The 14,493-nt window shown below is 64.8% G+C and carries 16 protein-coding genes; 10 read left to right on the top strand and 6 right to left on the bottom strand.

All coding sequences use genetic code 11. The annotated features are described in order from the left end of the window. Nucleotides 1-104: 104 nt before the first annotated feature. Nucleotides 105-995 carry a hypothetical protein gene (locus tag FHR21_RS19085; protein WP_184101251.1) on the bottom strand — a complete coding sequence of 297 codons (891 nt, stop codon included), beginning with the start codon at nt 993-995 and terminating at the stop codon, nt 105-107. Nucleotides 996-1,267: 272 nt separating this feature from the next. On the opposite strand from FHR21_RS19085, the gene FHR21_RS19080 reads away from it, so the two are divergent. The 5 genes from FHR21_RS19080 to FHR21_RS19060 all read left to right on the top strand — a co-directional run bounded on the left by FHR21_RS19080 (nt 1,268) and on the right by FHR21_RS19060 (nt 4,639). After that, complete coding sequence (locus tag FHR21_RS19080) at nt 1,268-1,921, top strand: energy transducer TonB (protein WP_184101249.1); 654 nt, start codon at nt 1,268-1,270, stop codon at nt 1,919-1,921. 66 nt (nt 1,922-1,987) lie between these two features. Further along, nucleotides 1,988-2,800, top strand: coding sequence for a MotA/TolQ/ExbB proton channel family protein (locus FHR21_RS19075; protein ID WP_184101247.1), 813 nt, complete (start codon nt 1,988-1,990; stop codon nt 2,798-2,800). 119 nt (nt 2,801-2,919) lie between these two features. Next, nucleotides 2,920-3,438, top strand: a complete 519-nt coding sequence (locus tag FHR21_RS19070; protein WP_184101245.1) for an ExbD/TolR family protein — start codon at nt 2,920-2,922, stop codon at nt 3,436-3,438. A 36-nt stretch (nt 3,439-3,474) separates the two neighbouring features. Beyond that, nucleotides 3,475-3,900 (top strand): ExbD/TolR family protein, encoded by a 426-nt coding sequence (locus tag FHR21_RS19065; protein ID WP_184101243.1) that lies wholly within the window; start codon nt 3,475-3,477, stop codon nt 3,898-3,900. 166 nt (nt 3,901-4,066) lie between these two features. Then, complete coding sequence (locus tag FHR21_RS19060; RefSeq protein ID WP_184101241.1) at nt 4,067-4,639, top strand: superoxide dismutase family protein; 573 nt, start codon at nt 4,067-4,069, stop codon at nt 4,637-4,639. Nucleotides 4,640-4,642: 3 nt separating this feature from the next. Here FHR21_RS19060 and FHR21_RS19055 read toward each other — a convergent pair whose 3' ends face one another. Beyond that, nucleotides 4,643-6,256: a spinster family MFS transporter gene (locus tag FHR21_RS19055; RefSeq protein WP_184101239.1), complete on the bottom strand. Its 1,614-nt coding sequence runs from the start codon at nt 6,254-6,256 to the stop codon at nt 4,643-4,645. 107 nt (nt 6,257-6,363) lie between these two features. Between FHR21_RS19055 and FHR21_RS19050 the strand changes: the two genes are divergently transcribed. After that, nucleotides 6,364-6,849: a low molecular weight protein-tyrosine-phosphatase gene (locus FHR21_RS19050; protein WP_184101237.1), complete on the top strand. Its 486-nt coding sequence runs from the start codon at nt 6,364-6,366 to the stop codon at nt 6,847-6,849. Here the strand turns inward: FHR21_RS19050 and thpR are convergent. Continuing rightward, nucleotides 6,759-7,373 carry an RNA 2',3'-cyclic phosphodiesterase gene (gene thpR / locus FHR21_RS19045; protein ID WP_184101235.1) on the bottom strand — a complete coding sequence of 205 codons (615 nt, stop codon included), beginning with the start codon at nt 7,371-7,373 and terminating at the stop codon, nt 6,759-6,761. The genes FHR21_RS19050 and thpR overlap by 91 nt on opposite strands. Before the next feature lie 147 nt (nt 7,374-7,520). On the opposite strand from thpR, the gene FHR21_RS19040 reads away from it, so the two are divergent. Next, the gene (locus FHR21_RS19040; RefSeq protein ID WP_184101233.1) at nt 7,521-8,246 is read left to right on the top strand and encodes a Bax inhibitor-1/YccA family protein; all 726 of its coding nucleotides are present in this window, start codon (nt 7,521-7,523) and stop codon (nt 8,244-8,246) included. A gap of 77 nt (nt 8,247-8,323) precedes the next feature. Here FHR21_RS19040 and FHR21_RS19035 read toward each other — a convergent pair whose 3' ends face one another. Continuing rightward, nucleotides 8,324-8,959, bottom strand: a complete 636-nt coding sequence (locus FHR21_RS19035; protein ID WP_184101231.1) for a glutathione S-transferase family protein — start codon at nt 8,957-8,959, stop codon at nt 8,324-8,326. Between the two features lie 94 nt (nt 8,960-9,053). On the opposite strand from FHR21_RS19035, the gene FHR21_RS19030 reads away from it, so the two are divergent. Further along, complete coding sequence (locus tag FHR21_RS19030; RefSeq protein WP_184101229.1) at nt 9,054-9,815, top strand: competence/damage-inducible protein A; 762 nt, start codon at nt 9,054-9,056, stop codon at nt 9,813-9,815. On the opposite strand, the gene FHR21_RS19025 is transcribed toward FHR21_RS19030, so the two are convergent. Both FHR21_RS19025 and FHR21_RS21245 read right to left on the bottom strand, forming a co-directional pair. Further along, nucleotides 9,788-11,038, bottom strand: a complete 1,251-nt coding sequence (locus tag FHR21_RS19025; protein ID WP_184101227.1) for an MFS transporter — start codon at nt 11,036-11,038, stop codon at nt 9,788-9,790. The two genes, FHR21_RS19030 and FHR21_RS19025, sit on opposite strands and share 28 nt — an antisense overlap. A 320-nt stretch (nt 11,039-11,358) precedes the next feature. After that, nucleotides 11,359-11,775, bottom strand: a complete 417-nt coding sequence (locus FHR21_RS21245) for a helix-turn-helix domain-containing protein (RefSeq protein WP_338113225.1) — start codon at nt 11,773-11,775, stop codon at nt 11,359-11,361. Nucleotides 11,776-12,177: 402 nt separating this feature from the next. On the opposite strand from FHR21_RS21245, the gene FHR21_RS19015 reads away from it, so the two are divergent. Next, nucleotides 12,178-12,885, top strand: coding sequence for a hypothetical protein (locus FHR21_RS19015; RefSeq protein ID WP_184101225.1), 708 nt, complete (start codon nt 12,178-12,180; stop codon nt 12,883-12,885). Between the two features lie 77 nt (nt 12,886-12,962). Next, on the top strand, nt 12,963-14,174 hold the full coding sequence (locus FHR21_RS19010) for a helix-turn-helix domain-containing protein (protein ID WP_246427341.1): 1,212 nt from the start codon (nt 12,963-12,965) through the stop codon (nt 14,172-14,174). The last annotated feature ends 319 nt before the right edge of the window (nt 14,175-14,493 follow it).

The following is a 14,493-nucleotide window of genomic DNA, read 5'->3' as shown; positions in this document are numbered from 1 at the left end:
CCGTTCGGCGATGCGGGCGCGCCCGCGGATGCGAGCGCCCCTATCGGCTTTTCGCGGGGAAACAAGTGTGGATGGGATGGCGGTGCGTGTCGCGGGCGCGCGAATCAGACGCCCGGCGGCGGGGTGCGGGTGCGCGGGCAGTCGCCGAGCGCGCCGAGGACCACGGCATAATCGGATGCCGCCTTGCGCCGATCCTCGGCCGGCGTGCCGGCGAGCTTGGTCAGCGGCAGCGTCTCGGGCAGGCCGCAGGCGAGCCGGTACCAGGCGAGCGTGTTGCGTTTGGGCACGCCCGCGCCGTCGACGATCTCGCCGAACGCCGCCGACCAGCGGCGCGAGCCGTCGGCGCTGGTCGTGATGGTCAGCGACACCGGGTCTCCGGTTGCCGTGTCGAGGAACAATTGCGTCTCGCCCTCGCCGGGCAGCGTACCGGGAACGTGGAAGCCATTGGCGATTCCGGTGATCCTCGGCGGCGCGCCGGGCTTGACCAGTTCGGTCAGGATCGCGCGAAGCTGCGCTTCGGTCGCCGGGTCCCAATCGAGCTGCGCATCGGGAGCGACGAGCTGGATGCTGCTCGTGCTCGTCGATCCGGCGGCGCCGGCTGCGACAGGCCGGGCGAAGAGCAGGACGGGCCGTTTCTTCTTCAGCTTCACCGCCTTGCCCTTCGCGTCGTGCGGCAGATCGACGAGATAGGACACGCGCTTGGCGAGCGGGCCGGAGCCGCGAATCAGGCTGACAATATCGGCCTCGACATAAGTGCGGCTGTGACCCGCCGCGAGGCCGGGCGAGCGCTCGGGTTCGACCATCGCGCTGTCGGCGATCCGGGCGTGCAGCACCACCGGCGCCGTCGTCGCAAGGTCTGCGATATCGGCATAGCTATAAGGACTCGTCGCCGCAGCCTCCGCCTGCCGTGCGTCGCTCTGCATCGCCGAAACGCCCGGAATCCAGATGGTTAGGATACTCAGGGTCAGGAGGGCGGCGGGGGGAAGCACTCGCATGTCATGGTCACTTTCTGTCGCTGATCGTCGTCGGTTCGGCGTCGAAGCCCCATGTTGGGGCACCGCACATTAACCGCTGATAAAGGGTTTGCGAACTTGCCGCCACCGCGATAGGAGGTGCGGCGAAGCGCCCGGAATAATATAATAGCCGGAAGCGAACCGCCGGGTCTTGACGAACGCGACGCATCGGAAATCATCCGGGCACGTTTGGCAACCGAACCGGTTGGTGTGGATTGGTGTCAGGATGATCTAGCAAGGAGCGTCGTCCCTGAATGGCTTATGGTGATAATGTCGACCCTAAAAACAGGGTAGTGGCGATTGTCTTGGTCGGTCTGTTCACCGCTGTGCTGGGCTATGGCCTGGTCAACGGTTTGAATATCAGTATCGTCAAGAAAATCGCCGAGAAACTGGACGTCGTCGACGTCGAAGAGCCGCCGCCGCCGGAGGAGCCCCCGCCGCCGCCGCCGCCGGACAACAAGCTGCCGCCGCCGCCGCCGGTCGTGACGCCCCCGTCGCCGATTCCGCCGCCGGTGACGACGAACGTCATCCAGTCGGTGCCGAAGGCGCCGCCGGCCCCGCCGCCGCCGATCTATGTGCCGCCCGCGCCGCCGGCGCCGCCGGTTCGCGATCTCAGCGCCCCGGCCTCGCCGAGGGGCAATCCCGGCCGCTGGGCAGGCACGGACGACTATCCGGCCCGCGCGATGCGCGAAGGACGCGAAGGCACGACCGGGTTCCGGGTTACCGTCAACGCCGAAGGCCGGGTGGCGAGCTGCGACATTACCTCGTCGAGCGGACATCCGGACCTCGATGCGGAAACCTGCAAGCTCATCACGCGTCGCGGCCGCTTCACGCCGAGCAAGGACCGTGAAGGCAATCCGACGACCGGAAGCTACAGCAACCGTATCCGCTGGCAGATTCCAGAGTGATTTCACGCGGCCTCGGCGCCGCCGGACTTTATAGACCTTACGACTATTTGAGAGGGAATAACCACCATGTTTAATCTGATCGCAAATGCCGCTGCGGCGGCGGGTAGCCACGACGTCGGGCTGACGCTTATGCCCGCGTCGATGTGCACCGTCGGCGAAGGCGAAAGCCCCTACGGCCTCATCCCCGCGCTGTGCGAAGGCGGCATTGTGTCGCAGCTCACCTTCCTGGTGCTGCTCATCATGTTCGTCGGTTCGCTCTACATCCTGTTCACCAAGCTGTTCGAACAGAACAAGGTCATGCGTCAGGGCAGGACGGTCGAAGCCAATTTCTGGCGTTCGGCCACCCTCGCCGACGGTGCGGCCAAGCTGGAAAAGAACAGCGCCTATCGCCAGGTGGTCGAGGACGGCCTGCGCGCGAGCGAACAGCATAGCAAGCTGACCGATCCCGTCGAGGCGCACGACTGGATGCACGGCACCCTCGAGCGTTCGCAGGGCCACATCAATTCGAAGCTCAACGGCGGTCTCGCCTTCCTCGCGACCGTGGGTTCGACCGCGCCGTTCGTCGGCCTGTTCGGCACGGTTATCGGTATTCTCCGCGCGCTGGTGAAGATCGGTGCGTCGGGCCAGGCTTCGATCGACACCGTCGCGGGTCCGGTCGGTGAAGCGCTCATCATGACCGCCATCGGTCTGATCGTGGCGGTTCCCGCGGTGCTCGCCTTCAACTGGCTCCAGAGCCGTAACAAGGCGATCTCGCGCAGCCTGTCGACCTTCTCGAACGACGTTCTCGGCTCGATCATGTCGAACGGCCAGGTGAAGCCGGCCGCTGCGGCTGCTCCCGCCAAGCCCGCCGCTCCGGCCGCGGCGCCGAAGAAGGCCTGATTTTCCCGGGTCCCTCCCTGTGCCGCCTGCGGCCGGGGCGGGACCTGCGGACGGCGGTGCCGCCACGACGCGGCGCGCGCTGGGCCATGACAGTAATTTTGTGACAGGATGCTAATCCTATGGCGATGAGTGTAGGTGAACTTAGCGACGATGCCCCGATGTCGGAAATCAACGTGATTCCGCTCGTGGACATCATGCTGGTGTTGCTCATCATCTTCCTCATCACGGTTCCCGTGGTGCTGGAGACGGTGAACCTCAAGCTGCCCGACGTGGCGTTCGAACCGACGACCACGAAGCCGGAAAATGTTCTGCTGTCGGTGCGGTCGCCCGATACCGACGGCGACGGTCAGCCCAATCCCGAAAGCACCGCTTGCGAGGTCTATTGGGGCCAGACCCCGGTCGATTCGCGCCAGTTGCTCGAACGCGGCCAGGCAAAGCTCGAAAAGCTGCTCAAGGATATCGGTGGACCGCAGAACATCACCGAAGACAATTTCCCCGAAGTGCATATCCGCGGCGACATCAACACGCCGTATCAGTGCATCGGCGGGGTGATCTACACGATGCAATATGCCGGCTTCCAGAAGATCGGGTTCATTTCGGAACCGGCGCCTGGATCGGCCACGCTGGGCCGCCTGTAAAAGGCGCGGGTCCACTAGGAATGAAGGAATAATGCCATGTCCACGGCTGTGAGTGAGCGGGACAGTGACGAACCGATGATGGAAGTGAACATGACGCCGTTGATCGACGTCATGCTCGTGCTCCTCATCATGTTCATCATCACCATCCCGGTCCAGACCCACGCGGTGAAGATCGACCTGCCGGTTCCGAACCCGAACCAGAACAATGTCGACCCCGAAAAGAACAAGGTGATGATCAACGCCGCCGGCGTCATCACCTGGAACGGGACGCCGGTCGACCTCGCGCAGCTCGCGGTCTATCTTGAACAGACCAAGGCGCTGCCGGTCGAGCCCGAACTGCAGGTTCAGCCCGACCCCTATGCGCGCTATTTCATCGTCGACAATGTCATGGCGGTGATCAAGCGCAGCGGCGTCGGCAAGCTGGGCTTCGTCGGCAACGAACAATATGCGCGCGTCTTCTGATCGCTGATCGGACGCGCTACGAAGGGGCCGCGAAGCGATTCGCGGCCCTTTTACTTTGTGGCCGGCGGTTCGGCTTGGAAGCCGGGACGAATCGGGGCATGATCGCGGTCGAGGATCGCAGGTGTCCGACGGGCACCGCAGTTCGGCAGCAACAGGGAGTATCGGCATGACGGTCGCAACACATCATCAGACGCGGGTTTTCACGGCGGCGACGCTGCTCGGCGCACTGGCGCTGGCGGGCTGCGCCAGCATGGGCGGCGATTCGGCGAGCACGCTGCCGGCGCCCGACGCGACGGCCCAGCTTCGCGATGCCCAGGGCGCCGACCGCGGTCGCGTCGACATCTTCAAGGATGGCTCCGGGCTCAAGATAGAGGTCGTGGCGCGCGGCTTCGCTCCGGGCACCTATGGCATGCACATCCACACCGTCGGGCAGTGCACCCCGCCCGATTTCGCGAGCGCCGGGGCGCATTGGAACCCGACCCACGCGCAGCACGGGCGCGACAATCCGATGGGCGCGCACCACGGCGACCTGCCCAATCTGGTCGTCGAGGCCGGCGAGATCGGCCGCGCCTCGATCCAGCTCGTCGGAACGCCGCTCGCCGGCGATCATGGCGTGCTCGACGCCGATGGCGCCGCCTTCGTCATCCACGCGGGCCCCGACGACATGAAGACCGATCCCAGCGGCAACAGCGGCGGGCGCGTCGCTTGCGGCGTGATCGGCGTGCCCGCGGCGGGGTAGCCTTCAGACAGCTTCCCCGGCGACGCGGGCGCGCTCGATGGTGCTGGCCGCCGCGGCGGGGACGCTGCGATAGGCGATGATCAGCGCGATCAGGCCGAAAGGCACGATCGCCAGTGTGGACAGCACGCCGGTCGACAGGCTGTGCGTCATCGCCGACACCTGGCCCGCCATATAGGGTCCGAGCGCGAGGCCGACGAGCGTCGTCGACAGGAAGAAGGTCGCGGTCGCGGTGCCGCGCATCCGCGGCAGCACCAGATCCTGCGTCGTCGCCGCCGCGGCGCCGAGCGCGCTCGACGCGAGCAGACCGGCGAGCGAGGCGAAGGCGGTGAAGCGGATGAAGTCGGCGCTGCCGGGCTCGGACCTGGTCGTGAAGGCGACGACGATCGGCGCGATCGGCGCGAGCAGGCCGAAGATCACGACCAGGATGCGCCCCGCCTCGTTGCGCTGGCGCAGCCAGTCGGACATCCGTCCCCCGAGGATCACGCCCAGGAATCCTGCCAGCGCGCCGAGGCCGCCGACCCAGAAGCCGACCGTTCCTGCATCCTCGCCGAGCACTTCGAGCGCATAGACCGGCGCGAAGGCGCTCGACGCATAGGACATGAAGGCGACCGTGCCATAGCCGAGGATCGTCGCGAGAAAGGCCTTCGACCCCCAGATCAGGCGAAAGGTCGGTGCGTCGCGGCGCTTCAGCGAACCGGCCCAGGAAAAGACCGCATAATAGCCGAAGGCGATGCACCACCATTGCAGCGCCGCGCCGGTCAGCCGGATCATCGCCAACGCGCCGAGCGTCAGCAGGACAGCCGCGCCGATATTGATCGCGAGCGCGCGGCCGCCGCGCGACAGGGCCGAAAGCAGGGTGAAGGGCGGGATGATCGCGTACAGTTCTTCGAAAAAGCCCTTGAACGGAGTCGGCGACGGTGCGGTCGGCACGCCATCGACCAGTCCGCGCACCGGCTCCTTCAGCGTCGCGACCCATGCCGCGAGCAGCAGGCCCGGAACGCCGACCGCCATGAACGCCGCCTGCCAGCCGACGAGGCCGAAGGGGCCGCCGCCCGGCCATGCCTCGTTCCAGCCTTCGACGATGAAGCCGCCGATCATCAGCGAGATGCCGCCGCCGAAATAGAGGCCCGCCGAATAGATGGCGAGCGCGGTGCCGCGCATATTCTTGGGAAACAGGTCCGAAATCAGCGAATAGGCGGCCGGCCCCGCGGTCGCCTCGCCGACGCCGACGCCCATGCGCGCCGCCGACAGTTGCAGCTTTCCGGTCGCGAGCCCCGACAGCGCGGTCATCGCCGACCACACCGACAGGCCGACGGTGAGCAGGCGGACGCGATGCCACGCATCGGCGAGCCGGCCGAGCGGCACCCCGAACAGGGCATAGAAGACCGCGAAGGCGGTGCCATAGAGAAAGCCGATATCGGCGTCGTTCAGGCCCAGGTCGCGCTTCAGGTCGGGCGCGAGGATGGTGATGATCTGCCGGTCGATGAAATTGAGGACATAGACGAGGAACAATATGCCGAGCGCATACCACGCATAGGGCGACGCCTTGATCGCGGGACCGGGCCTCCCGTCCGTCCCGGTCGCGACCCGGCTTGTTTCGGCGCCCGCTCCTGCCATTGGCAACCCTCTCCCTCGACGATTATCGCTTCTCCCGCCATGGCTAGCAGAGCGCGGCGCACGCGCAAGTTGAAAGTCGGTTCAACTTCGTGCAGGACATGGGCGATATGCGTAAAGATCGAACAAATCCCCCCGCGGTCCTCTTCCTCTGTCTCGGCAATATCTGCCGCTCGCCGCTGGCGGAGGGCGCGGCGCGCGCGGCCTTCGCGGCGGCGGGAATCGACGCGACGCTCGATTCGGCCGGCACCGGCGACTGGCATGTCGGCCGCCCGCCCGATGCCCGTGCGCAGGCCGAGGCGCGGCGGCGCGGGGTCGATATCGGCACGCTCTGCGCGCGCCAGTTGACGCCTGGGGATTTCCGTCGCTTCGACCTGATCCTGGCCGCTGACGAGACGAACCTGCGCGACGCGCGCGCTCTCGCGCCGGACGACGCGCGGGCGGAACTGATGCTGATGCTCGATCTGGTGCCGGCTCGCGCGGGTGAAAGCGTCGCCGATCCCTATTATGGCGACGCGGACGGCTTTGCGGCGACGTGGGACGATGTCGATGCGGTCGCGTCGGCGCTGGTCGCACGCTTCGGATCGAGCGGATAGCGCGCGACCGGATGATAGCGCGAGCCGCCGTGCGCCAGCTCGCTTTCATAGAGGATGACGTGATCGAAGACGAAGGGCGCGCTCGCCAGATCGCCGTGGAGCGCGAGGAAGGGCGCGACCGGTCCGGCGGCGCGGTTCAGCCGCGCGAGTGTGATGTGCGGCAGGAAGGCGCGTGTTTCGGGCGCGACGCCGACGCGGGCGAGGCACTGGTCGACCTTGCGGTGAAGCGCGGCGAGCGGCGCGAGCGGTTCGACCCCCGCCCACACCATATGCGGCCGCCCCTGCCGTTCGAAGACGCTGACTCCCGCGATGCGCGCTTCGATCGCCGGGGCATGAAGCGCGCCGAGCGCGGCGGCGACATCCTCGGCGCGGTGGCGGTCGACCTCGCCGATGAAGCGCAGCGTCAGGTGAAGCTGCTCGTCGCTTTGCCAGCGCGCCGCGGCGAGCCCGTGCATCGCCGCGGTCAGCGCGGCGCGCGCTGGGCGCGGCGGGCGCAGGGCGACGAACAGGCGGTGGCTGGGCATGGCGCGGACAGCATAGTCCTTTGCCGCCGCAAGGCTACCGTGCGCGGCCGGCCGGCGTTTCAGATCCGGTTTCGCTTGAAAGCGCGGCGCAAAACACCGATATTGGCCGTACGGCCGGTATGCTCTGGTCAGTGATGGAGATTTGAAATGGCGAATTGGAACGACCCCAATATGGCGGCGTCCGGTTTTGGCACCGTCGGCAGGACGGACGCAGCCGTCGATGCCGGCCTGCGGTCGTACATGCTGTCGGTCTATAATTACATGGGTTCGGGCGTACTGCTGACCGGCATCGTCGCGATGCTCGCCTATAATTCGGGCTTCACCGCCTCGATGATTGGCAGCCCGCTGATGTGGGTGGCGATGCTGGCGCCGCTGGCCTTCGTGATGGTGCTGAGCTTTGGCATCAACAAGCTGTCGACGACGGCGGCGCAGGCAATCTTCTGGGCCTATGCCGCGGTCATGGGCCTGTCGATGTCGACGATCTTCCTCGCCTTCACGGCGACCTCGATCGCGCAGACCTTCTTCGCCACCGCGGCTGCCTTCCTCGGCCTCAGCCTCTACGGCTATACGACCAAGAAGGACCTGTCGGGCTTCGGCACCTTCCTGATCATGGGCGTCGTCGGCATCCTCGTCGCGATGGTCATCAACATGTTCGTGCAGTCGAGCGCGCTCGGCCTGGCGATCAGCATCATCGGCGTACTGCTGTTCGCCGGCCTGACCGCCTATGATACGCAGAAGATCAAGAGCATTTATTTCGTGGTCCGCGGCACCGACTTCATGGGCAAGGCGGTGGTGATGGGGGCGCTGAACCTCTATCTCGACTTCGTCAACATGTTCACCTTCCTGCTCAACCTGCTCGGCAGCCGCGAATAAGCGCGCGGCCAGACCGGCAAGACAAAAGAGCCCGACGGAGCGATCCGCCGGGCTCTTTCTTTGCGCGATGATCGCTCCTACGCCGGATTCGCCGCCTGCATCTCGGCGATCAGGTCGTTGTCGATCGCCTTCGCCCGCTTGTAGGCCGCGCGCTCGCGGAGCGGTACGACATAAGCCTCGAAAGCGGCGCGCGCGGGGATGGTGCCGAACTGCAACCCCCAGTCGATCTGGCTGCCGACATAGACGTCGGCGGCGGTGAAGCGGTCGCCCGCGACGAAGCTCCTGTCCCGAATCGCGCCTTCCAGCGTGTCGAGCGCCGCCGCCAGCGAGCCGAAGCCCGCCATGCGCTGCTGGTCGGCGTCGGGTTCGACCCCGAAATGCTTGGCGGTGATTGCCTGCTCGACCGGGCCGGCGGTGAAGAAGAGCCAGCGGTAATAATCGGCGCGATCCGCTGGCGCGGGGGCAAGGCCAGCGCCCGGAAAGGCGTCGGCGAGATAGGCGCAGATCGCCGCGCATTCGGTCACCGCGCGCCCGCCGTGGACGATCGCCGGCACTTTGCCCATCGGGTTGATCACCAGATAGTCAGCCGCCTTCATCGTCGTGCCATAGTCGAGCAGGCGCGTTTCATAGGGCGCGCCCACCTCCTCGAGCATCCAGCGCGCGATCTGCCCGCGCGACATGGGGTTGGTATAAAAAATCAGCTCTTCGGCCATCGGTGTCTCCCTTCGAGTCGGAAGGAACATATCAGGAACAATATCATCGTTCCAGCGGGCTTGTTTTGTCATGCCATCGGGGTAAGGCAAAGGGATGAGCGACGAACGCATCTGGACTGCCGCCGTGCTGGTGATCGGCGACGAGATTCTCTCCGGCCGCACCCAGGACAGGAATGTCGCGCAGATCGCGACCTGGCTCGACGTGCAGGGTATTCGCCTGCGCGAAGTGCGCATCGTTCCCGACGTCGAGGACGAGATCGTCGACGCGCTGAACGCGCTGCGGGCGCGCTACGATTATGTCTTCACCACCGGCGGCATCGGCCCGACCCACGACGACATCACCGTCGACGCGGTGGCGAGGGCGTTGGAGGTCGGGGTGGTCATCCATCCGCAGGCGCGCGCGATCCTCGAACGCTATTATGCGTCGCGCGGCGGCGAGCTGACCGAGGCGCGGCTGCGCATGGCGCGCGTTCCCGCCGGCGCCGACCTGATCCCGAACCGCATGTCGGGGGCGCCGGGCATCCGCCTCGGCAATCTGTTCGTGATGGCCGGCGTGCCGCACATCACCGCCGGAATGCTCGACGCGCTGACCGGCGAGCTCGAGGGCGGGGCGCCGCTCACCGCGCACACGATCGGCGCCTGGGCGCCCGAAAGCGAGGTTGCCGATATCTTGCGCGCGGCCGAGATCGCCCATGCCGGGGTCGCGATCGGCAGCTATCCCTTCTTCCGCGACGGTCGCACCGGCGCCAATTTCGTGATCCGCTCGACCGACCCCGCCGCGGTCGCCGCCTGCGTCGCGGCGGTGACGGCGGGGGTCGAATCGGCGGGCTATGCCGTGACCGACGGAGGCATCTGAGGCGTTTCGTCGTCCGCGCCGTGCGTCGCGCGCGGCAGCGTCCGCAGCATCGCGGCCGCCATCAGCCCGAACAGCGCCGCGACCAGAAAGGCGGCGCCGGGGAAATGCACCGGCGCGCTATCGCTGGTGAACCACGCCATGGTTCCGGTGAGCAGCAGCGGCGCGACGAGCTGGCCCAGACCCATCACCATCGCCGAAATCCCCTGCACCTCGCCCTGTGTGTCGGCGGTGGCGCGGCGCGACATCATCGCCATCAGCGCGGGCTGCACCGGCGATTGCAGCGCGACGGGCATCAGCAGCAGAAAGGCGCCCCAGGTCGTGCGCACGAAGGCGAAGCCGACGAAGATCGCGACCGCGACCAGCAGGCCCAGCGTCGCCGCGTCGCGCTCGCCGAAACGCGCGACCGCCGGACCGACGACGACGGTCTGGCCCAGCGCGATCATCACCCCGACCGCGGCCAGGCTGGCGCCGATCATCCCCGGCGTCCAGCCGAGCTGCGCGATGCAATAAAAGCTCCACGTCATCGGATAGACGAGGCTGGCGACCTGCCACAGCAGCAGCACCAGCGCGACCCCGCCCATACCGGGTAGCGCGCGCATCGCCTGCCACGCGCCGAGCGGGTTGGCGCGCCGCCAGTCGAAGGCGCGGCGGCGTTCGGGCGGCAGCGTCTCGGGAAAGATCAGCGCGCCATAGATCATGTTCGCCGCGGCGAGCAGCGCCGCCGCCACGAAGGGCGCGCGCGGCCCGATCTCGCCCAGAAAGCCGCCGATCGCCGGGCCGACGACGAAGCCGACGCCGAAGGCGGCGCCGACGAAGCCGAAGTTGCGTGCACGCTCCTGCGGCCGGGTGACGTCGGCGATCGCCGCCTGCGCCGCCGCATAGCTGCCCCCGAACAGGCCCGACAGCGCTCGCGCGACGAACAGCCACGGCAGCGTGTCGACGACCACCAGCAGCGCATAGTCGGTCGCGAGACCCGCGAGCGCGAGCAGCAGCACTCGCCGCCGCCCGAACCGGTCGGACAGATTGCCGAGCAGCGGCGAGGCGAGGAAGGTCGCGACCGCCATTACCAGCCCGATCCACGCGCCGACCTCGATCGCGTGCGGCAGATCGAGCCGCCCGACCTCCATCACCAGTTGCGGGAGCACCGGCATGATGATGCCGAACCCGATCGCGTCGATGAAGATCGTCGCGATGATGAAGCCTATGGTCTTTCCGGACGTCACCGATCCGTCGCTCCTGCCGCGACCGGCACCGCCGATCGCTTCCTCGTCTGTGATAGAATGGAGTACCGCGCCGATCGCCGGGGCACCGCCGATACCAGGCGGTGAAGGGAATCCAAGACGATTGCTAGGCATTGGATTTATTGTAATTTCTTCGACCAGCCGTGCCGCACTGCCCCCAATCTGGCCCCCACCAGTCGCCGTGGGTAGGGTTCGGTTCCCGTAGAGGGAAGGCTGCAAATCGACTTTTGCGCGAGATTCACGCGACGATTCGATGGGCCGCTTTTACCGTTGTGATCGCGACATGACCATGCCCGCGAAGCCTATTCCCGGTCAAAGAGCCGCTTGAGACTGGCGTAACGAATGAAGGTCGATCTGCCGACTTTTACGGTTTCGATTTCGCCGGCTCCCATGAGTTCATAGAGTGTCGATCGACTGATCCCAGTCAGCTTGACCGCTACTGGAATACGAACGCATATCGGCTCGACGGGCAACTCGCCCAAAATTTCTTGAGCCGGGGAGAATGAGTCCTCCCGCTCGCTCTCTGTCGTGTCTCTCGTTCGCGGGGAGAGCTTCCGCGAACGCGCACTACTGCCTCGGTCGCCAAGGCGGCCAAGCTCTGGCCTAAAATCATCTTCGCTGGGCATGATCAACACCTTTGGCAGGAGAGGAAAACCAACCATGCGCTCGACCACAAAACATGAAAATCGGTGCCGCCGAATATGCGAGAAATCCGCCACTTTCCGGCCTGTTGGCACTGTCTCCGGCAAGACGGCACTGTTTCCATTTACGTAAAAAGGATGTGCAGACAATGACTTAGCTCTGTCCGCGCAGGCGGACGGTGCCATAGCTTTATATCTTGCCTTACCGATAGACCCTGGAATCCGCGTCCATTTTGTCAAAAACCTCCCTCGACCGCACGAATCGCTTACACGGACTGCCTGCCGCTATCAGGCAAAATGGCCGGTTGCGAACGGCCTCCGTTCGGGTGCGCATCCAAGATAGCTGGCACTGCGCACGCCTTTGCATTGCGCTCGATTCCATGATCGCGTGCGTCTTCACACACGATTTTTGCAAAGGACACTTGCAATACGCACAGATTCGTGACAACAATCCCTTGTTGCTAACGGGGACACTGCTCCATGGATATTCGCCGTACCATTCTCGACACCGTTCCGAAGGAACTGTGGATCGACCTTGAAGACCGCCACCGCGCCGAGGCTTTCAAGGCGCACGATGTCGTAAAGACGAACATCCCGCTGAATGCCAAGCGCAGCCGCGAGGTCGAAGGTCAGATCCGCTTCCGCCTGCAGGAGCAGGGCTACGAAGAGGTCGTCCAGCTCCATGGCGGTCACCTCGTCGAAGATGGCATCATGCCCGGCACCGACTTACGCGTTTATCAGCCCTTCGCCCGCTTCCAGGGGCCGGCGGTCGGGGTCATCCTCGGTTTCGCGGCGATGCCCGAGCGGCGCAAGATGCCCGCGAAGAATATGTCGCGTGCTGCCGGCGTTTCGTTGAACTGGCCTTTTCAGCCGAGCATGTTCGACGATCCGAAGAGCCTGCGCGCGAACGATATCTTCGTTCTCTTTCTCACCGCTCGCGATCGCAACAAAGCCGGCATGATCGAGGAAATCGCGGTCGGCGTCATCGGCGCCGACTACAAGGACTTCATCTTCTACGAGTCGCTCGAAGACTTCCTGCGCGGCTACGGCGAAGACAGCGACGCTCCGGATGGCCCCGATGGTTCCGACGCCCGCGGTGCCGAGGTCAAACTCCGCAAGACTCGCAAGCTGTTCTTGCTTCCGGAGAATCGTCCGGATAGCGACGCCGGGGACGGCTCGAACGAATAAGTCGGTCGCACCGACAAACGCTGATTTTTCTCCGCTTCGCACCCCTCAAAGGGTGCGAAGCCGCAAGGACTCCGGCCATGAGAATTGGTACTCCAGGGTTCATCCCGGCACGGCTGACCGAGATTCGTCATGCGCGGCGTATCCCGTCTCGCGCTGCGTTGGCACGGCGGCTCAAGTCGAGCGCCAGCACGGTATCGCGATGGGAAGATGAGGATTCAGACCAGACCCCAGACCCGACCGCGCTTCTCCAACTGGCTGGCGAGATGCAGGTCCGTCCGGAATATTTCCTGCGCGAGACTTACGAGAGTGACCGGCCGACTTTCTTGCGTTCGCTGTCGAGCACCCTTGTGCGCGACCTCGCGTATCAGAAGGCCCAGATGCAGTGGCTGCACGAGGCCAGCTATATTATCAGCCACTATGTCGACCTGCCGGAAGTCGACATCCCCGATGTTTTGGCGGGTGCCGACTATACCCAGCTTCGCGACGCTGACATCGAACAGATCGCCCTCGACCTTCGCAAGCACTGGAACCTCGGCGAAGGACCGAGCGGCGATATGGTCACCTTGATGGAGCGCATCGGCATCGTCGTTGCGACGATACCAATGAACACGACCAAGCTTGATGGTCTTTGCAGCTGGTCCCCCATCGATGGCCGGCCGCATGTACTTCTTGCGACCGACAAGATGTCCTTCCCTCGCAGGCAGATGGACGCAGCTCACGAGCTAGCGCATGCCATCCTCCATAGAGCGGTGCCGGAGGAGGAGTTCGAAGCGAATCTTCGCGTAATCGAGCGGCAGGCATTTCGGCTCGGCAGCGCCTTTCTTATGCCTTCGACAAGCTATCCCCATGAGGTCCGGCGCTGCTCGCTTGCTGTATTGGCCAGTCTCAAGGAAAGGTGGCGGGTATCGATCAAGGCGCAGATCAAACGCCTTTCAGATCTCGACATCATGCCCGAAGATTTGTCGCGACAGCTGTACAAACTCTATTCGGCGAAAGGCTGGTCGAAGGGCGAGCCGCTGGATCAGCACTGGCCTGTCCAGCAACCTCGCGCTCTGCGTGACAGCCTTAACCTCATCGTCGATAACGGCGTTCGCAGCAAAGCAGACCTGCTAGCGACCGAGTTCACGATCTCGGCAGCCGATGTTGAGCTGCTTTGCGGCTTGTCGCCGGGATGGTTTGATCGCGATGCGGCGGAGGTCGTAACGCTGAAGGTCGCTTCGCCGGACAGTGAAGTTTCGCCGCGAGGTGAAGGTCAAATTATCGCTTTTCCTAACCGCCATCATCGCTGATGCAGATAAGAAGTGGTCCAACTTTTTCGTCGCTTCGAGGGGCCATTTTTCGGCAACGCGATTTTTTGATTCTTTATGACCAAAAAATTTGCGCCAATTTGAAAAACGGGGACCGTGGCATCAAATCTCGCGCGTACGCGCCCGGAAATGAACTCCACAACGGCAAAAAATTATTTTTGGCGCCAACCTAGCCCGAAAATTTGGCGCTATTTAGCGACGCTCAGAACGTCTTTTTTCGCATATTTCGGAAAAGCTCGCTGAGCGCGCGATTTGACAGACGCGCGTTTTCAGGTGAGTTGTGCCCTTGCGACGGTAAAAA

The organism is Sphingopyxis panaciterrulae (assembly GCF_014199295.1).
GTDB lineage: Bacteria > Pseudomonadota > Alphaproteobacteria > Sphingomonadales > Sphingomonadaceae > Sphingopyxis > Sphingopyxis panaciterrulae.
The sequence above is the reverse complement of the archived record's forward strand: the minus strand, read 5'-3'. Positions and strand labels throughout refer to the sequence as shown.